This window comes from Luteimonas sp. MC1572 (assembly GCF_016615815.1).
Classification (GTDB): domain Bacteria; phylum Pseudomonadota; class Gammaproteobacteria; order Xanthomonadales; family Xanthomonadaceae; genus Luteimonas.
Window position 1 is genome coordinate 2,175,919 of sequence record NZ_CP067112.1, and the last position, 17,362, is coordinate 2,193,280.

A 17,362-nucleotide genomic window follows, 5' to 3' on the forward strand; every position below is an offset into this window, starting at 1 on the left:
CGGTTTCTTCAGCACTGCCTGGCGTGCGGCCTCAGCCCAGCAGGTGCGCCACGCCGGCGCGCTCTTCCTCGAGCTCGGCAAGGGTCTTGTCCATGGCGGCGCGGCTGAACGCGTCCACTTCCAGGCCCTCGACGCGCGTGTAGGTGCCGTTCGCGGTGGTGACCGGCACGCCGTAGATCACGCCCTCGGGGATGCCGTAGCTGCCATCCGACGGCACGCCCATGGTCACCCACTTGCCGTTGCTGCCCAGCACCCAGTCGCGGATGTGGTCGATGGCCGCATTCGCCGCCGACGCCGCCGAGGACAGGCCGCGTGCTTCGATGATGGCCGCGCCGCGCTTGCCGACCTGCGGGATGAATGCGTTGGCGTTCCAGTCGGCGTCGTTGACCTTGTCCTTCAGCGACTCGCCGTTGACAGTGGCGAAGCGGTAGTCGGGATACATGGTCGGGCTGTGGTTGCCCCAGACGACCAGCTTCTCGATGTCGCCCACGGCCACGCCGGCCTTGTTGGCCAGCTGGCTCAGCGCGCGGTTGTGATCGAGGCGCAGCATCGCGGTGAAGTTGGCCGCCTTCAGGTCCGGCGCCGACTTCATCGCGATGTAGGCGTTGGTGTTGGCCGGGTTGCCGACCACCAGCACCTTGACGTCGCGCGAGGCGACCTTGTTCAGCGCCGCGCCCTGCGCGGTGAAGATCTTGGCGTTCTCGAGCAGCAGGTCCTTGCGCTCCATGCCGGGGCCGCGCGGACGCGCGCCGACCAGCAGCGCGATGTCGGCATCCTTGAATGCGACTTCCGGGTCATCGGTGCCGACCATGCCCGCCAGCAGCGGGAACGCGCAGTCTTCCAGCTCCATCATCACGCCCTTGAGCGCGGCCTGGGCCTTCTCCATCGGCAGCTCGAGCAGCTGCAGGATGACGGGCTGGTCCTTGCCCAGCATTTCGCCCGAGGCGATGCGGAACAGGAGGGCGTAGCCGATCTGGCCGGCGGCGCCGGTGACGGCAACTCGGACGGGGGCGTTCATCGTGCGGACTCCGGGGTATGGGGTTTGTGTTGGGGAATTACTGGAGCTCGGCGAAGAACGCCTGGATGCGCTCCAGCCCGGGCGCCAGCTGCGGCGTCGGGCACGTGTAGCTGATGCGCATGCCGCGCGGCTCGCCGAAGGCCGAGCCCGGCACGCAGGCCACGCCCTTGGCTTCGAGCAGGGCCGCGCAGAACTCGACGTCGTTGTTGATCACCTGGCCGGCGTGCGACTTGCCGTAGGCCACGCTGATGTCGGGGAACGCGTAGAACGCACCCTGTGGCACCGGGCAGACCACGCCCGGGATCGCATTGAGCGCGGCCACCACCTGGTCACGCTTGGCCTGGAACTCCGCGCGACGCGCGGCGGGCACATCCTGCGGGCCCGACAGCGCCGCCACGGCGGCCGCGGTGACGATCTCCGGCAGGTTGGTGATGTGGTTGGAGTTCATGGTGGTCACGGCCTGGGCCACGACCTCGGGGCCGGCCATGAAGCCCGCGCGCCAGCCGGGCATGCCGTAGGTCTTGGACAGCGAATCCACGAAGATCACCCGGTCGCGCAGCTCAGGGCGCGCCTGCACGAAGTTGTGGTAGCCGACGCCGTCGAACACCATCGTGTTGTAGATGTCGTCGGTGATGATCCAGGTGTCGGGATGGCGGGCGAACACGTCGGCCAGCGCGCTGATCTCGTCACGGGTGTAGACCATGCCCGTCGGGTTGGACGGGTTGTTGAACAGGAACACCTTGGGCTTCTTCGCCAGCGCCGCGTCGAGCTGCGCGGGGCTGAGCTTGTAATCCTGCTCGGGCGGACATGGCAGCAGCTGGATGTCGGCGCCGACAATCTCGCCAATGTCGAGGTAGCTGGTCCAGTACGGCGTTGCGAACGCGAACCCGTCGCCCTCGTCCAGCAGCGCCTCGGCCAGGTTGTAGAGCACGTGCTTGGCGCCCACGCCGGTGGCGCAGTTGGCCCGGGTATAGCCGTCAAGGCCCAGCGCCTGCATGTGCGCAAGAAACGCATCCAGCAGCTCGTTGGCGCCGCGGTTGCTGCCGTACTGGCCGGAATCGTGCTCGAGCGCCTGGCGCGCGGCGGCATAGACATGGTCGCCGGGCAGGAAATTGGGGACACCGATCGAGAAACTGATGATGTCGCGGCCTTCGGCCTTCAGACGCTTGGCCTTTTCGGCCACGACCATGATCGCGCTGGGCTTGGCACGGCCCATTCGCTTGGCGAGCTGCAGCATCGCGGAACCTCGGGAGTTGGGTGGGCTGGGCGGCGGGCCCGGGGGCCGCGCCGCGCGTATTTCAGCCGCGTATTCTAACAGCCCGGGCATCGCCGGGGCCTGCCGCGGCCGCACCAGGGCGACGCGCGGCAAGGCTGGCACGGGTCACGCGGAGAGGATGCGGTTCCACTCGGCGACGCGCTCCGGCTTGGCGGCCAGCGCGGCGTCGACATCACCCTGCACCGTCACCGAGTTGATGGCGTCGCCCTGCTTGATCGCGTCGACCACGTCCAGCCCTTCCACGACCTTGCCGAACACGGTGTGCTTGCCGTCCAGCCAGTCGGTCTTGATGTGGGTGATGAAGAACTGGCTGCCATTGGTGTTGGGGCCGGCGTTGGCCATCGAGAGCACGCCACGCTCGTGCTTCACGCCGTTGCCGGTCTCGTCCTCGAACTTGTAGCCGGGACCGCCGGTACCGGTGCCCTGCGGGCAGCCGCCCTGCACCATGAAGTCGGGGATCACGCGGTGGAAGCTCAGGCCGTCGTAGAAGCCGTGCTTGGCGAGGTTGACGAAGCTGGCGACCGTGAGCGGGGCCTTGTCGGGGTAGAGCTCGACCTTGATCTGGCCACGGGCGGTGTCGAATACGGCATTCAGGGACATGGATGGATTCCTGGTGGAGGGATGCTGGGGCGTCGGCCCGGGGACGCGGCCGGAGGGCCGTGGCCGGGGGCCAAGGCACCGTGGCGTCGATATGGAGCCGCCGGGGCGGATTCCAACACTGATGACGCCAGCGGATGGGGCTGTATACTACCGGGCTTCCCAAAACAAGGTCCCGCGCGCCCTGCCCGACAACGGCACCCAGGTGCGGCTTTCCCGATGTCCATCGAACGCCTCCGCAATATCGCCATCGTCGCCCACGTCGACCACGGCAAGACCACCCTCGTCGATTGCCTGCTCAAGCAATCCGGTACGTTCAACGAACGCACGGTCACGGCCGAGCGGATGATGGACAGCAATGACCAGGAAAAGGAACGTGGCATCACGATCCTGTCCAAGAACACCGCCATCAACTGGAATGGCAACCGCATCAACATCGTCGACACCCCTGGCCACGCCGACTTCGGTGGCGAGGTCGAGCGCGTGCTGTCGATGGTCGACTCGGTGCTGATCCTCGTCGACGCCATGGACGGGCCGATGCCGCAGACGCGCTTCGTGACCCAGAAGGCGTTCGCGATGGGCTTCAACCCGATCGTGGTGGTCAACAAGATCGACCGGCCCGGCGCGCGCCCGGACTGGGTGATCGACCAGGTCTTCGACCTGTTCGACAAGCTCGGCGCCACCAACGAGCAGCTCGACTTCCCGATCGTCTACGCCTCGGCGCTGCACGGTTACGCGAGCCTGGAAGACACCGCCCGCGAAGGCGACATGACCCCGCTTTACGAAGCGATCATGAAGCACGTGCCGCCGCCCACCGTGGATCCGGACGGCCCGTTCCAGATGCGCATCAGCCAGCTGGACTACAACAACTTCGTCGGCCTGATCGGCATCGGGCGCATCCAGCGCGGCACGGTGCGGACCAACATGCCGGTGAGCGTGGTCGACCGCCACGGCAAGAAGCGCCAGGCCAAGGTGATGCAGGTGCTGGGCTTCCTCGGCCTGGAACGCGTCGAAGTCGATGAAGGTAAGGCAGGCGACATCCTCGCCCTCTCCGGCATCGCCGACCTGTCGATCTCCGACACCGTCTGCGCGCTCGATACGCCGGAAGCACTGCCCGCGCTGACCGTCGACGAGCCGACCATCAGCATGACCTTCCAGGTCAACAACTCACCGTTCGCCGGCAACAAGGACCGCAGCGGCGGAAAGTTCATCACCAGCCGCCAGATCCGCGAGCGCCTGGAGCGCGAGACGCTGCACAACGTGGCGCTCAAGGTCGAGGAAGGTTCGGACCCGGACAAGTTCCTGGTCTCCGGCCGCGGCGAGCTGCACCTGTCGGTGCTGATCGAGACCATGCGCCGCGAGGGCTTCGAGCTCGCCGTGTCGCGCCCGGAAGTGATCATCAAGAATATCGACGGCCAGCAGATGGAGCCTGTCGAGCAGCTGGTGGTCGACATCGAGGAAGTGCACCAGGGCGGCGTGATGGAGAAGCTCGGCATCCGCAAGGGCCAGCTGAAGAACATGGAGTCCGACGGCAAGGGGCGCGTGCGCCTGGACTACATGATCCCGGCCCGCGGCCTGATCGGCTTCCAGAACGAGTTCAAGACCCTCACCCAGGGCACCGGCCTGCTGTTCCACGTGTTCGACCATTACGGCCCGAAGGAGCAGGGCGCGATCGCCAAGCGCACCAACGGCGTGATGATCGCGAACGCCGCCGGCGTCACGCCCGCCTACTCGCTCGGCCCGCTCGAAGAGCGCGGCAAGCTGTTCGCGGCCGAAGGCGACAACGTGTACGAAGGCCAGCTGATCGGCATCCACTCCAAGGACAACGACCTCACGGTCAATGCCATCAAGACCAAGCCGCTCACCAACATGCGCGCCTCGGGCAAGGACGATGCCATCAAGCTGACCCCGGCGATCAAGTACACGCTGGAACAGGCGCTGGACTTCATCGAGGACGACGAGCTGGTCGAGGTCACCCCGAAGGAAATCCGCCTGCGCAAGAAGCACCTCAGCGAAACCGATCGCAAGCGGGCCAGCCGCGCGGCGTGAGCCACGCGCTGTTCCCCGCCTGGCGACCGGATGCCGGGGGCCGGGAGAGCCTGACCGCGATCGCGGCCAGGCTGCAGGCCGCACAGCCGCCCGACGGACGGCGCCTGCAGCCGCGTCGCCCGGACCAATGGCACGCCACCCTCTGCTTCATCGGTTACGAGGCCAGGCAGGCCGCGACGCCTGCCCTGCTCGACGCATTCGCGGCGGTCGCGCGGCGCATTCCCGCGCACGGGTTCAAAGTCCAACGCGTGGCGTACTGGGCGCAATCCGGGGCGGTCGTCGCCCTGCCACACGCCAGTCCCGCGCTGCAGGCCCTGTGCGACGCGACGCGTGATGCCATCCGCCAGTGCGGCATCCGGCCGGAACAGGCCACCACGCAGCCGCACGTCACTCTGGCCCATCTTCCGCGCGGCCTGCCCGCGCAGGCGTGGCTGGACGACATCGACTGCGGCGGCGACGTGATGCGCGTGGATCGTTTCGAGCTGCTGCTCAACCCCGGCGGCCACTACGAAGCCCTGGGCGACTGGCCACTGACCGGCGGGCCGCTTCCCGTCGCGCCGGAGCAGCCGCGCCTGCTGTAGAACGAGGCCCGCTCTGCCGCTCAGGCGTTGGACGGCGGCTTCACAACTGCGCCTGCTTGCGCACGATCGCCATGGCGATCTCCAGCGACTGCTCGTAGTTGAGCCGCGGGTCCACCGATGAGCGGTAGGCGCGCTCGAGATCGATCTCGCCGAGGTCGCGCGCACCACCCGTGCACTCGGTGACATCCTCGCCGGTCAGCTCGAGGTGCACGCCGCCGAGGCGCGTGCCGGCCGCGGCATGCAGGTCGTAGCTCTGCTCGATCTCGCTGCGGATGTTGTCGAAGCGACGCGTCTTGTAGCCGTTGCTGGTGGCTTCGGTGTTGCCGTGCATCGGGTCGCAGATCCACAGCACGCGGCGTCCGTCGCGCTTGACCGCCTCCAGCAGGCGCGGCAGTCGATCGGCCACATGGGCCGCGCCCATCCTGCAGATCAGGCTCAGCCGACCGGGCTCATCGTCCGGGTTCAGCAGGTCGACCAGGCGCAGCAGGTCATCGGGCTCCACCGACGGGCCGATCTTCACGGCGACCGGATTGCGGATGCCGCGGAAGTATTCCGCATGCGCGCCATCGAGTGCCGCCGTGCGCATGCCGATCCACGGGAAGTGGGTGCTGAGGTTGAACCAGCCCCACTGGCGCGGCACCTGCCGCGTCTGCGCCTCTTCGTACGGCAGCAGCAGCGCTTCATGCGACGTATAGAAATCCACCCGGTTGAGGTTGTGGACCTCGCTCCCGGACAGCGTCTCCATGAAGCGCACCGCGTCGCCGATGTTGGCGACCATGCGGTGGTAGTCGTCGGCGAGCGGCGAATGCGTCACCCAGCCGAGGTCCCAGTATTCCGGGTGGTGCAGGTCGGCGAATCCGCCATCGATCAGCGAACGCACGAAATTCATGGTCATTGCCGATCGGGCGTGTGCCTTGACCATGCGCCGCGGATCGGGGATGCGCGCGGACGCGGTGAACTCCGGGCCGTTGACCATGTCGCCGCGATAGCTGGGCAAGGTGATGTCGCCGCGGGTCTCGGTGTCGGCGGAGCGCGGTTTCGCGTACTGGCCGGCAAAGCGCCCGACGCGCACCACCGGCAAGCGCAGGCCGTGCACCAACACCAGGCTCATCTGCAGCAACACCTTGAGCCGGTTGGACACGACCTCCGAGGTGCAGTCGCTGAAGTTCTCGGCGCAATCGCCGCCCTGCAGCAGGAAGCGCTTGCCTTCCTGCGCTTCGGCCAGCTGCTGTTTGAGCGCCTGGATCTCCCACGACGTGACAAGCGGTGGCAGCGCACGGAGTTCGTCCTGCACACGGCCGAGCTCGTCCGCGTCGGGATAGCTCGGCAGCTGCAGGGCGCGGCGCTGGCGCCAGCTTCCAGGGCTCCAATGCTCGGGCAGGTTCACGGGATGGAGGGCACGGTCGTTGGCGGGCATCGTCATCGGTCTTTGTTGCACTGCAGCGGGACCATCATCCGCCGCTTGCCGGCGCGCCGCAATGCCGGCTCACGCCCAGCGCGAACGACGGCTGCGGAAGCCCGCGACAACGAACAGCACGGCCAGCAGAACGAACCAGATCAGGCTCCAGGCGGGCATCGAAATCCCGAGGAAGGTCCAGTCCACGTTGCCGCAGTCGCCGGTGCCGGTCAGCACCTTGCGGATCACGTTGCCGGTGGACAGCGTTTCGCGCAGGAACGACAGCGGCGGGCCACAGCCGGGGATCTCCGGCGGATTGAGCTGCATCCAGACATGGCGCCCCGCGATCGCCATCCCCACGGCCGCGGCCAGGAAGCCGAGCACGCCGTAGAACGCGCGGGTCGAGGCGGAGCGCGGCGAATGCAGCGCTGCGAGCAGGAACACCACGCCAAGCGCCGCGAACGCGATGCGCTGGAAGATGCACAACGGACAGGGCTCGAGCCCCCACGCGAACTGCGAGAAGATCGCAAAGCCGATCAGCGCCGCGCAGGCGGCAAAGCCGGACAGGCACTGGGCGCGGAACGACCAGCGAAACGGATTGAGGACCATGGCAAGGGGCTTCCCGAAAGCGGCCGCCAACATAGCAAAAACCCCGGAACAGGTCCGGGGTTTTCACAGGTGGCGCATGCCGCGTTATTACTCGGCCGACGCTTCCGGGCGATCGACGAGCTCGACGTACGCCATCGGCGCGTTGTCACCGTCGCGGAAACCGCACTTCAGGATGCGCAGGTAACCACCCGGGCGCGCCTGGTAGCGCGGGCCAAGCTCGACGAACAGCTTGCCCACGGCTTCCTTGTCGCGCAGGCGCGAGAAGGCGAGGCGGCGGTTGGCAACGCCGTCGGTCTTCGACATCGTGATCAGCGGCTCTGCGACGCGGCGCAGCTCCTTGGCCTTCGGAAGCGTGGTCTTGATCAGCTCATGCTTGATCAGCGACGCCGCCATGTTGGTGAACATGGCATCGCGGTGTGCGCTGGTGCGGCTGAACTTGCGTCCGGATTTCTGGTGGCGCATGGTCTTGGTTCCTGTTTGTCTGTCTTAACCGAGCATGCCGTGCGCCGAGACGCCGGCCGGCGGCCAGTTCTCGAGCTTCATGCCAAGCGAAAGGCCACGCTGGGCCAGGACTTCCTTGATCTCGGTCAGCGACTTCTTGCCGAGGTTCGGGGTCTTGAGAAGCTCGACCTCGGTCTTCTGGATCAGGTCGCCCACGTAGTAGATGCTCTCGGCCTTGAGGCAGTTGGCCGAACGCACCGTCAGCTCGAGGTCGTCGATCGGACGCAGCAGCATCGGGTCGACACCCGGCGTCGGCTGCTTCGTGTCGCCGGCGGTGCGGCGGGTGAAGTCGCCGAACACGCTGAGCTGGTCGGTGAGGATGTCGGCGGCGGTGCGCACGGCTTCCTCGGCGTCGATCGTGCCGTTGGTCTCGATGTCGATGACCAGCTTGTCGAGGTCGGTGCGCTGCTCGACACGGGCGGCTTCGACTTCGTACGCGACGCGGCGAACCGGCGAGAACGATGCGTCGAGCATCAGCCTGCCGATGACGCGGGTCTCATCGTCCGGGCGACGACGCGCGGCGGCCGGCTGGTAGCCGAAACCACGCTCGATCTTCAGGCGCATGTTGACCGACGCATCCTTGGTGAGATGGCAGATCACGTGCTCGCCGTTGAGGATCTCGACGTTGTGGTCGGTCTTGATGTCGGCGGCGGTCACCACGCCCGGGCCGGACTTGGCCAGGGTGAGGGTGGCGCTTTCGCCGGTGCCCATGCGGATGGCGACGTCCTTGAGGTTCAACAGCACCTCGAGCACGTCTTCCTGCAGGCCTTCGATCGTGCTGTATTCGTGCAGCACGCCGTCCATCTCCACTTCGGTGATGGCGAAGCCGGGGATCGACGACAGCAGGACGCGGCGCAGGGCATTGCCGAGCGTGTGGCCGTAGCCGCGCTCGAGCGGCTCGATCACGACCTTCGCGCGGTTGCCGGTAATGCGCTCGATCTGGGGACCACGCGGGCGCAGGACCTGGTTGGCGGTAACCGTCATGTTTGGTGTCTCCTGGGGCCCGTCGACTGACGCCGGCGGGCCAAGTGAATTACTTCGAATACAGCTCGACGATCAGCGCTTCGTTGATGTCAGCCGGCAGGTCGCCGCGGTCCGGGACCGCCTTGAACACGCCGCTGAACTTCTTCGAATCAACCTCGACCCAGGACGGCGACAGGTCCATCGTGGACGAGACCGTGAGGGCCTCCTGCACGCGGAGCTGCTTCTGCGCCTTCTCGGACAGGGCGATGGCATCGCCAGCCTTGACCAGGTAGGACGGCAGGTTGACGGGCTTGCCGTTGACCGTGACGCCGCGGTGCGAGACCAGCTGGCGGGCCGCCGGGCGGGTGACCGCGAAGCCCATGCGGTAGATCACGTTGTCGAGACGGGTTTCCAGCAGCTGCAGGAGGTTCTCGCCGGTGTTGCCCTTCTTGGTCGAGGCCTTCTTGTAGTAGTTGCGGAACTGGCGCTCGAGCAGGCCGTAGATACGCTTGACCTTCTGCTTTTCACGCAGCTGGACGGCGTAGTTGGAGAGCTTGCTCCGGCGGGCGCCGGTGCCGGCACCGTGCTGGCCGGGCTTCTGCTCCAGCTTGCACTTGGAATCAAGAGCGCGGGCGGGCGACTTGAGCGACAGGTCGGCGCCTTCGCGGCGCGCGAGCTTACAGGTGGGTCCGATATAACGAGCCATTTCTTATCGCCCCTTAGACGCGACGCTTCTTCGGCGGACGGCACCCGTTATGCGGGATTGGCGTCACGTCGATGATGTTGGTGATCTTGTAGCCGACGTTGTTCAGCGAACGAACGGCAGATTCACGGCCCGGACCGGGTCCCTTGATGCGCACTTCCAGCGACTTCACGCCGTAGTCGAGGGCGGCCTTGCCGGCCTTCTCTGCGGCGACCTGTGCTGCGAACGGGGTCGACTTGCGCGAACCGCGGAAGCCCGCGCCGCCCGAAGTCGCCCACGAGAGCGCGTTGCCCTGGCGGTCGGTGATCGTGATGATGGTGTTGTTGAACGAAGCGTGGACGTGGGCAACGCCGTCGGTGACGACGCGCTTGATCTTCTTCTTCGGCTTAGCTGCCGGCTTGGCCATGGTCTTGTTTCCTTATTTCCTGATGGCCTTGCGCGGACCCTTGCGGGTGCGGGCATTGGTCCGGGTGCGCTGGCCGCGCAGCGGCAAGCCGCGACGATGGCGGAGCCCGCGGTAGCAGGCGAGGTCCATCAGGCGCTTGATCGCCATGCCGATTTCGCGGCGCAGGTCGCCCTCGACCACGTACTTGCCGACTTCCGAGCGCAGGCGCTCGACGTCAGGCTCCGACAGGTCGCGGATCTTGATGGACGAATCCACGCCGGCCGCCTGGCAGACGAGCTTCGAACGGGTACGGCCAATGCCGTAGATGCTTTGCAGCCCGACCCAGACGTGTTTCTGGGCAGGCAGGTTGACACCTGCAATACGCGCCATGCGCGGATCTCCAACTGGTTTGGCGCACGGATGGGTTCATCCGACGCAGTGAACACGAAATTCTATCAGGATCCCGAGGTACAAGGAAGCCCGTGGCCGCCAATGGCGTCCAGCAAGCCCGGCATGGGGAGTGTGCCCATGCTCCGGCGAAGGTCCGATGCTGCAACCCGCCCCCTTGCGGGACCGGGTCCGCCCGGCGCTACTCTGGCGCCAGGACAGGCTTCGAACCACTCGCACGCGGGACCGCCGCGCGAGTCGCCCATCACGGTCCGACCGCGAAGCGGTGGGACCAGGATCCCCTCCCCGGCCAGCCGGCCGCGGGGGCATCCGCTTGAATATCGTCAGCCGCGCGGCAGGCCGCGCTGGCCTCCCTTGAGGTTGGCCTTCTTGAGCAGGCTTTCGTACTGGTGCGACATCAGGTGTGCCTGGATCTGGGCAATGAAGTCCATGACCACGACCACCACGATCAGCAGCGAGGTGCCGCCGAAATAGAACGACGCATTCAGCTCGGTGCGCATGAACTCGGGGAGCAGGCAGACCAGCACCAGATAGGTCGCGCCGGCCGCGGTGAGCCGCGTCAGCACGCCGTCGATGTAGTCCGCCGTCGCCTTGCCCGGACGGATGCCCGGGATCAGCGCGCCCGACTTCTTCAGGTTGTCGGCGGTTTCCTGGGAATTGAAGACCAAGGCCGTGTAGAAGAAGGTGAAACCCGCGATCAGGCCCGCGTAAAGCAGGATGTACAGCGGCTCGCCCGGCGACAGCGCCTGGCTCACCCGCTGCAGCCACGTCGCCGATCCGGCCTGGCTGAACCAGGTGGACGCGGTGGCCGGGAACATGATGATCGACGATGCGAAGATCGCCGGGATCACGCCCGCCATGTTGAGCTTCAGCGGCAGGAACGAGCTCTGGTTCATGTACGCGTTGCGGCCACCCTGGCGACGCGCGTAGTTCACCGTGATCCGGCGCTGGCCACGCTCCACGAACACCACGAAGTACGTGAACATCGCCACGATCAGCGCGATCAGGATCACCGCAATCGGGCTCATGTCGCCGTTGCGCGCGGCTTCGAACGTGGTGATGACGGCACTCGGCAGGCCTGCAACGATGCCCGCGAAGATGATCAGCGACACACCGTTGCCGATGCCGCGCTCGGTCACCTGCTCGCCCAGCCACACCAGGAACATGGTGCCGGCGGTGAGCGCGATGATTGCGGTGACCACGAAGCCCATGCCGGGTGCGTAGACCACCGGGATGCCATTGCTGGCGCCCGAGCTCTGCAGCGCGACGGCGATGCCGGCCGACTGGAAGATCGCCAGCGGGATCGCGCCGATGCGCGACCACTGCGTGATCCTGCGGCGACCGGACTCGCCTTCCTTCGAGATCGCCTTCAGGCTGGGCAGGATCTGCACCAGCAGCTGGATGATGATCGACGCCGAAATGTAGGGAATGACGTTGAGCGCGAACAGGCTGAAGCGCGAGAGGGCGCCACCGGAGAACATGTTGAACATGTCCACGATGGTGCCTTCCTGCTGCTCCATGAGGCGCAGCATGGCGTCGGGGTTCACGCCGGGCACCGGGATGTAGCAGCCGATGCGGTAGACGATCAGTGCCCCAGCGACGAACAGCAGGCGCTGGCGGAGCTCGGTGAACTTGCCGAGCCCGCCGACCCCGGCCATCGCGTTGCCGCTACGTGCCATGCCGTTCTTACTCCTCGACCTTGCCGCCGGCGGCTTCGATCGCCGCGCGCGCACCGGCCGTGGCCAGCACGCCCTTCAGCACCAGGGCCTTGGTGACGTCACCCTTCAGCACGATCTTGGCGCGCTTGGCGGTGGCCGGCACCAGCTTCGCGGCGCGCAGCGCCTTGAAGTCGATGTCGCCTTCCAGGCGCTCGAGCTGGTACAGCATGACCTCGGCGGTGTCGCCGGCGATGCGCGAGCGGAAGCCGACCTTGGGCAGGCGCTTGCGCAGCGGCATCTGGCCGCCTTCGAAGCCGGCCTTGATCTTGCCCTTGCCCGAGCGGGCGAAGGAACCCTTGTGGCCGCGGCCCGCGGTCTTGCCGAGGCCGGAACCGATGCCGCGGCCAACGCGCTTGCGATCGGTACGCGCGCCGGGCGTGGGGTGCAGAGTATTGAGCTTCATTGGATTATTCCTCGACCCGGACAAGGTAATGGACCTTGTTGATCAGTCCACGGACCTGCGGGCTGTCCTTGAGTTCACGGACGTCGTTGATCTTGCGCAGGCCCAGGGCCTGCACCGACAGGCGATGGATGCCCTGCGAGCCGCGAAGGCCCTTGACCAGGCGCACCTTGAGCGTGCCGCCGGTCGCTTCCTTCTTAACCATTGACGATCTCCTCGACCTTCTTGCCGCGCTTGGCGGCAATGTTCGCCGGCGAGTGCATGCTCTCGAGACCGCGGACGGTCGCGCGAACCAGGTTGATGGGATTGCGCGAACCGACGGCCTTGGCCAGCACGTCCTTCACGCCGACGGCTTCGAGGACGGCGCGCATCGCGCCACCGGCGATGACGCCGGTACCCTCGGACGCCGGCATCATGAACACGCGCGCCGCGCCGTGGCCGGCCTTGACCGTGTGCCACAACGTACCGCCGTTGAGATCGACCGTGGACATGCTGCGACGCGCATATTCCATCGACTTCTGGATCGCGACCGGGACCTCGCGGGCCTTGCCGTAGCCGAAGCCGACCTTGCCGGCGCCGTCGCCGACCACGGTCAGCGCGGTGAAGGTGAACTGGCGGCCACCCTTGACGGTCTTGCTGACGCGGTTCACCGCGATCAGCTTCTCGATCATGCCGTCGTCGACTTCTTCCCTGTTGCGGTCGCGGTCACGACCGCGCGGAGCACGTTCCTCTGCCATCTCTGTATTGCCTCTGTTGTACGAAAGGGATGTACGGCTTCATGCCGCTTGGAGTTGTTGGTCGGATCGGTGGACCGCCGGACCGCGCAAAAGGCGGAGGGCGTCCGATGCAGCCCGCATCGGCAGGGGGCAATGGTGGGGACGGAGCCCCACCCTTTCAATCAGAACTGCAAGCCACCTTCGCGCGCGGCGTCGGCCAGGGCCTTGATCCGCCCATGATACCTGTAACCGGAGCGATCGAACGCGACTTTCTCGATACCGGCGGCCTTGGCACGCTCGGCGATCACGCGACCGACCTTGGCGGCGGCCTCGATGTTCTTCGCGCCCTTCAGGCCCTCGCGGACATCGGACTGGGTGGTGCTGGCCGAGGCCAGGACCTTGGAGCCATCGGCGGTGAACAGCTGGGCGTACAGGTGCTGGCCGGTGCGCAGCACCGACAGGCGCGGCACGCCGAGCACGCGGATGTGCGAACGCGTCGACTTGGCGCGGCGCAGGCGGGCAATTTTCTTGAGCATGTTGTCGTTCTCCGAAAGCTGAAGGCCCGCTTAGGCCTTCTTGGCTTCCTTGCGGATGATGTTCTCGCCGGCGTACTTGACGCCCTTGCCCTTGTACGGCTCCGGCGGGCGGAACCCGCGGATCTTCGCTGCAACCTCGCCGACCTGCTGCTTGTCGGCGCCGGTCACGACGATTTCCGTCTGCGTCGGCGTGGCGATGCTGATGCCGGCCGGGGCCTTGAACAGCACCGGGTGCGAAAAGCCCAGCGACAGGTTCAGGTCCGGGCCCTGCATGGCGGCACGGTAGCCGACGCCGACCAGCTCGAGCTTGCGCACGAAGCCTTCGGACACGCCGTGGACCATGTTCGCGATGATCGCGCGCATGGTGCCGGTCATGGCCACCTGGTCGGGATCCTGCGACGAAAGCACGGCATGGCCGTCTTCGATCGTGACGTCCACGTCGGACGGCTTGGCCATCGACAGGGTGCCCTTCGGGCCCTTGACGCTGACACTGTCGGCCTGGATGTTCAGCTCGACGCCCTTCGGGAGGGCGATCGGCTTCTTGGCGACTCGGGACATTGCGGTTACTCCCTTAAGCCACGAAGCACAGAACCTCGCCGCCGACGCCCAACTGGCGCGCCTGCGCATCGGTCATGATGCCCTTCGAGGTGGAAATGATGGCGATGCCGAGGCCGTTGAGGACCTTCGGGATCGCGTCCTTGCCGCGGTACTGGCGCAGGCCGGAACGCGAGAAGCGCTGCATGCGCTCGATCACGGGACGACCCTCGTAATACTTGAGCTCGATTTCGAGTTCGGCCTTGGCACCGATCTCGGTCACGCGCGAACCGGCGATGTAACCCTCGTCCTTCAGGACCTTGGCGATTGCCACCTTGGTCTTGGAGGACGGCATCTTCACCACCGGCTTGCCGACGGCCGCCGCATTACGCATGCGGGTCAGCATATCGGCGATGGGATCAGTCATGCTCATCGTTGTTACCTTCTGAGTGCACCGATATCCGCAGGAATGCGAATTCGTAAGTGGAAATTGCTTACCAGCTTGCCTTGCGCAGGCCGGGAACGTCGCCGCGCATCGTGGCCTCGCGCAGCTTGTTGCGGCCGAGGCCGAACTTGCTGTACACGGCGCGCGGACGACCGGTCAACGCGCAACGCGTGGTCTGGCGCGAGGTGGAGGAGTCACGCGGAAGCTTCTGCAGCCTGGTGGCGGCGTCCATCTTCTCTTCGAAGCTGGCGTCCTGGCTGCTGACAACCTTCTTCAACGCCTCGCGCTTCGCGGCGAACTTCTTCGCCAGCTTGGTGCGCTTCGTCTCGCGGTTGATCATTGAGGTCTTGGCCATGGTCTTCTTTGTCCGATCAGGTGCGGAACGGGAAACGGAAGGCTTCGAGCAGTGCCTTGGCTTCCTCGTTGGTCTTGGCGGTCGTGGTGATCGCGATATCCATGCCGCGGATCGCATCGACCTGGTCGAAGTCGATTTCCGGGAAGATGATCTGTTCCTTGATGCCCATGTTGTAGTTGCCACGGCCATCGAACGACCGCGCGGACACGCCGCGGAAGTCGCGGACGCGCGGCAGCGACACGTTCACCAGGCGATCGAGGAACTCGAACATCTTGGCGCGGCGCAGGGTCACCTTGCAGCCGATCGGCCAGCCGTCGCGGATCTTGAACGAAGCCACCGACACGCGGGACTTGGTCACGATCGGCTTCTGGCCGGAGAGCTTGGCCATGTCGGCGGTCGCGTTCTCCAGGACCTTCTTGTTCGCGGCGGCTTCGCCCACGCCCATGTTGAGCGTGATCTTGCTCAGGCGCGGAACCTGCATGGGATTGGTGTAGCCGAACTGCTTTGTCAGCTTCGGCACCACTTCTTCCTTGTAGAACTTTTCGAGACGGGTGTTCATTTCACATTCCTCAGGCGTCAATCGCCTCACCGCTCGAGCGGAAGACGCGGATGCGCCGTCCATCCTCGAGGACCTTGGTACCAATGCGCTCGCCCTTGCCGGTGGCAGGGTTGAACACCATCACGTTCGACGCGTGGATCGGCGCTTCGCGCTCGATCACGCCGCCAGGCTGGTTGGCCTGCGGGTTCGGCTTGGTGTGGCGCTTGATGATGTTGATGTTCGCGACGACGACCTTGTCGCCGAGCACGCGAACGACCTCACCCTGCTTGCCCTTGTCCTTGCCGGCGGTGACCATCACGCGATCACCCTTCTTGATGCGATTCATGTCGGTTTCCTCTCCGTCCGGCTCAGAGCACTTCGGGCGCGAGCGAGACGATCTTCATGAACTTCTCGGTACGAAGCTCACGGGTCACGGGCCCGAAGATGCGGGTGCCGATCGGCTCCTGCTTGTTGTTGAGCAGCACGGCGGCATTGCCGTCGAAGCGGATCAGCGAACCGTCGGGGCGGCGGACGCCCTTGCGGGTGCGCACGACGACCGCGTCGTAGACTTCGCCCTTCTTGACCTTGCCGCGCGGGATGGCGTCCTTGATGGACACCTTGATGATGTCGCCGATGCCTGCATAGCGGCGCTTCGAGCCGCCCAGCACCTTGATGCACATCACTTCCTTGGCACCCGAATTGTCCGCCACGTCGAGGTGGCTCTGCATCTGGATCATTGGAGAGCCTCCTTAGTCGGCCGCGCGCGTGACGATTTCGACGACGCGCCAGTTCTTGGTCTTGGACATCGGCGCGATTTCCACCACGCGGACGGTATCGCCCTCGTTGCAGGAATTCTCGGCGTCGTGGGCGTGGAGCTTCGTCGAACGGCGGATGTACTTGCCATACAACGCGTGCTTCACCTGGCGCTCGACGAGCACCGTCACGGTCTTGTCCATCTTGTTGCTGACAACGCGGCCTTCGACCGTGCGCAGCTTCTTTTCAGTGTTTTCGGTCATGTCTGCCCGGTCCTTACTGCTTGGCGCCGAGGAGGGTGTTGACGCGAGCAATCTCGCGGCGAACCCGGCGGGCGTCGTGGGTCTTGGCGAGCTGGCCGGTTGCCTTCTGCATGCGGAGCGAGAACGACTCCTTCTGCAGCTCAAGCAAGTGTGCCTTCAGCTCGTCCGTCGACTTCTGGCGGAGTTCCTTGATTTCCATCAGCGCACCGTCCGCGTCACGAAAGTGGTGGTGACCGAGAGCTTGGCGGCCGCCAGGCGGAACGCCTCGCGTGCGGTCACCTCGTCGACGCCCTCGATCTCATAGATCATGCGGCCCGGCTGGATCTGGGCGACCCAGAACTCGACCGCACCCTTGCCCGAGCCCATGCGGACTTCGATGGGCTTCTTGGTGATCGGCTTGTCCGGGAACACGCGGATCCACATCTTGCCGCCGCGCTTCACGTAGCGGCTGATGGCACGACGCGCGGACTCGATCTGGCGCGCGGTCAGCTGGCCGGTCTGCGTGGCCTTGAGGCCATACTCGCCGAAGCTGACGGCATTGCCGTTCCAGGCCAGGCCGTCGTTGCGGCCCTTGTGCATCTTGCGGTATTTGGTTCGCTTGGGTTGCAGCATGGTTGA

26 protein-coding genes are annotated in these 17,362 nt (G+C 65.9%); 2 read left to right on the forward strand and 24 right to left on the reverse strand.

Features of this window, described 5'->3' with window-relative positions; translation table 11 throughout:
- Positions 1-31: 31 nt before the first annotated feature.
- From JGR64_RS09945 to JGR64_RS09955, 3 genes are all read right to left on the reverse strand, one after another.
- Entirely contained in the window at positions 32-1,018 is a 987-nt protein-coding gene (locus JGR64_RS09945) for a malate dehydrogenase (RefSeq protein ID WP_199373176.1), read from the reverse strand.
- 37 nt (positions 1,019-1,055) lie between these two features.
- Positions 1,056-2,255, reverse strand: coding sequence for a pyridoxal phosphate-dependent aminotransferase (locus tag JGR64_RS09950; RefSeq protein ID WP_199373177.1), 1,200 nt, complete (start codon positions 2,253-2,255; stop codon positions 1,056-1,058).
- Positions 2,256-2,399: 144 nt separating this feature from the next.
- Positions 2,400-2,894, reverse strand: coding sequence for a peptidylprolyl isomerase (locus JGR64_RS09955; RefSeq protein WP_199373178.1), 495 nt, complete (start codon positions 2,892-2,894; stop codon positions 2,400-2,402).
- Between the two features lie 216 nt (positions 2,895-3,110).
- On the opposite strand from JGR64_RS09955, the gene typA reads away from it, so the two are divergent.
- The gene (typA, locus tag JGR64_RS09960) at positions 3,111-4,940 is read left to right on the forward strand and encodes a translational GTPase TypA (protein WP_199373179.1); all 1,830 of its coding nucleotides are present in this window, start codon (positions 3,111-3,113) and stop codon (positions 4,938-4,940) included.
- The gene (locus JGR64_RS09965; RefSeq protein WP_199373180.1) at positions 4,937-5,521 is read left to right on the forward strand and encodes a 2'-5' RNA ligase family protein; all 585 of its coding nucleotides are present in this window, start codon (positions 4,937-4,939) and stop codon (positions 5,519-5,521) included. Before typA ends, JGR64_RS09965 begins: the two co-directional genes overlap by 4 nt.
- Before the next feature lie 40 nt (positions 5,522-5,561).
- On the opposite strand, the gene JGR64_RS09970 is transcribed toward JGR64_RS09965, so the two are convergent.
- The 21 genes from JGR64_RS09970 to rplP all read right to left on the reverse strand — a co-directional run bounded on the left by JGR64_RS09970 (position 5,562) and on the right by rplP (position 17,356).
- Positions 5,562-6,938: a 3-deoxy-7-phosphoheptulonate synthase class II gene (locus tag JGR64_RS09970; protein WP_199373273.1), complete on the reverse strand. Its 1,377-nt coding sequence runs from the start codon at positions 6,936-6,938 to the stop codon at positions 5,562-5,564.
- Between the two features lie 69 nt (positions 6,939-7,007).
- Entirely contained in the window at positions 7,008-7,526 is a 519-nt protein-coding gene (locus JGR64_RS09975; RefSeq protein ID WP_199373181.1) for a disulfide bond formation protein B, read from the reverse strand.
- A gap of 87 nt (positions 7,527-7,613) precedes the next feature.
- Positions 7,614-7,988, reverse strand: a complete 375-nt coding sequence (gene rplQ / locus JGR64_RS09980) for a 50S ribosomal protein L17 (protein ID WP_199373182.1) — start codon at positions 7,986-7,988, stop codon at positions 7,614-7,616.
- A gap of 24 nt (positions 7,989-8,012) precedes the next feature.
- Positions 8,013-9,011: a DNA-directed RNA polymerase subunit alpha gene (gene rpoA, locus JGR64_RS09985; RefSeq protein WP_199373183.1), complete on the reverse strand. Its 999-nt coding sequence runs from the start codon at positions 9,009-9,011 to the stop codon at positions 8,013-8,015.
- Between the two features lie 49 nt (positions 9,012-9,060).
- Positions 9,061-9,696, reverse strand: a complete 636-nt coding sequence (gene rpsD / locus JGR64_RS09990) for a 30S ribosomal protein S4 (protein WP_199373184.1) — start codon at positions 9,694-9,696, stop codon at positions 9,061-9,063.
- 13 nt (positions 9,697-9,709) lie between these two features.
- Positions 9,710-10,099 carry a 30S ribosomal protein S11 gene (gene rpsK, locus JGR64_RS09995; protein WP_132985250.1) on the reverse strand — a complete coding sequence of 130 codons (390 nt, stop codon included), beginning with the start codon at positions 10,097-10,099 and terminating at the stop codon, positions 9,710-9,712.
- 12 nt (positions 10,100-10,111) lie between these two features.
- Complete coding sequence (gene rpsM, locus JGR64_RS10000) at positions 10,112-10,468, reverse strand: 30S ribosomal protein S13 (RefSeq protein ID WP_182825408.1); 357 nt, start codon at positions 10,466-10,468, stop codon at positions 10,112-10,114.
- Positions 10,469-10,809: 341 nt separating this feature from the next.
- Positions 10,810-12,165: a preprotein translocase subunit SecY gene (secY, locus tag JGR64_RS10005; RefSeq protein WP_182825406.1), complete on the reverse strand. Its 1,356-nt coding sequence runs from the start codon at positions 12,163-12,165 to the stop codon at positions 10,810-10,812.
- A 7-nt stretch (positions 12,166-12,172) separates the two neighbouring features.
- Positions 12,173-12,607: a 50S ribosomal protein L15 gene (gene rplO, locus JGR64_RS10010; RefSeq protein WP_185116118.1), complete on the reverse strand. Its 435-nt coding sequence runs from the start codon at positions 12,605-12,607 to the stop codon at positions 12,173-12,175.
- A gap of 4 nt (positions 12,608-12,611) precedes the next feature.
- On the reverse strand, positions 12,612-12,809 hold the full coding sequence (gene rpmD / locus JGR64_RS10015) for a 50S ribosomal protein L30 (RefSeq protein ID WP_182825402.1): 198 nt from the start codon (positions 12,807-12,809) through the stop codon (positions 12,612-12,614).
- Complete coding sequence (gene rpsE, locus JGR64_RS10020) at positions 12,802-13,341, reverse strand: 30S ribosomal protein S5 (protein ID WP_199373185.1); 540 nt, start codon at positions 13,339-13,341, stop codon at positions 12,802-12,804. Before rpsE ends, rpmD begins: the two co-directional genes overlap by 8 nt.
- A 161-nt stretch (positions 13,342-13,502) precedes the next feature.
- Complete coding sequence (rplR, locus tag JGR64_RS10025) at positions 13,503-13,856, reverse strand: 50S ribosomal protein L18 (protein WP_182825398.1); 354 nt, start codon at positions 13,854-13,856, stop codon at positions 13,503-13,505.
- Between the two features lie 30 nt (positions 13,857-13,886).
- A complete protein-coding gene (gene rplF / locus JGR64_RS10030) occupies positions 13,887-14,414 on the reverse strand; it encodes a 50S ribosomal protein L6 (RefSeq protein WP_199373186.1) in 528 nt (175 codons plus the stop codon).
- Between the two features lie 13 nt (positions 14,415-14,427).
- A complete protein-coding gene (gene rpsH / locus JGR64_RS10035) occupies positions 14,428-14,823 on the reverse strand; it encodes a 30S ribosomal protein S8 (protein ID WP_199373187.1) in 396 nt (131 codons plus the stop codon).
- Positions 14,824-14,884: 61 nt separating this feature from the next.
- Positions 14,885-15,190, reverse strand: coding sequence for a 30S ribosomal protein S14 (gene rpsN, locus JGR64_RS10040; RefSeq protein WP_182825392.1), 306 nt, complete (start codon positions 15,188-15,190; stop codon positions 14,885-14,887).
- Positions 15,191-15,206: 16 nt separating this feature from the next.
- On the reverse strand, positions 15,207-15,749 hold the full coding sequence (gene rplE / locus JGR64_RS10045; protein WP_182825390.1) for a 50S ribosomal protein L5: 543 nt from the start codon (positions 15,747-15,749) through the stop codon (positions 15,207-15,209).
- A 10-nt stretch (positions 15,750-15,759) separates the two neighbouring features.
- Positions 15,760-16,074: a 50S ribosomal protein L24 gene (gene rplX, locus JGR64_RS10050; RefSeq protein ID WP_199373188.1), complete on the reverse strand. Its 315-nt coding sequence runs from the start codon at positions 16,072-16,074 to the stop codon at positions 15,760-15,762.
- Between the two features lie 22 nt (positions 16,075-16,096).
- Positions 16,097-16,465 carry a 50S ribosomal protein L14 gene (gene rplN, locus JGR64_RS10055; protein ID WP_182825386.1) on the reverse strand — a complete coding sequence of 123 codons (369 nt, stop codon included), beginning with the start codon at positions 16,463-16,465 and terminating at the stop codon, positions 16,097-16,099.
- Positions 16,466-16,477: 12 nt separating this feature from the next.
- Positions 16,478-16,744 (reverse strand): 30S ribosomal protein S17, encoded by a 267-nt coding sequence (gene rpsQ / locus JGR64_RS10060; RefSeq protein WP_182825384.1) that lies wholly within the window; start codon positions 16,742-16,744, stop codon positions 16,478-16,480.
- A gap of 13 nt (positions 16,745-16,757) precedes the next feature.
- Complete coding sequence (gene rpmC, locus JGR64_RS10065) at positions 16,758-16,943, reverse strand: 50S ribosomal protein L29 (protein WP_182825382.1); 186 nt, start codon at positions 16,941-16,943, stop codon at positions 16,758-16,760.
- Complete coding sequence (gene rplP, locus JGR64_RS10070; protein WP_182825380.1) at positions 16,943-17,356, reverse strand: 50S ribosomal protein L16; 414 nt, start codon at positions 17,354-17,356, stop codon at positions 16,943-16,945. The genes rpmC and rplP overlap by 1 nt, the downstream gene beginning before the upstream one ends.
- Positions 17,357-17,362 lie beyond the last annotated feature (6 nt).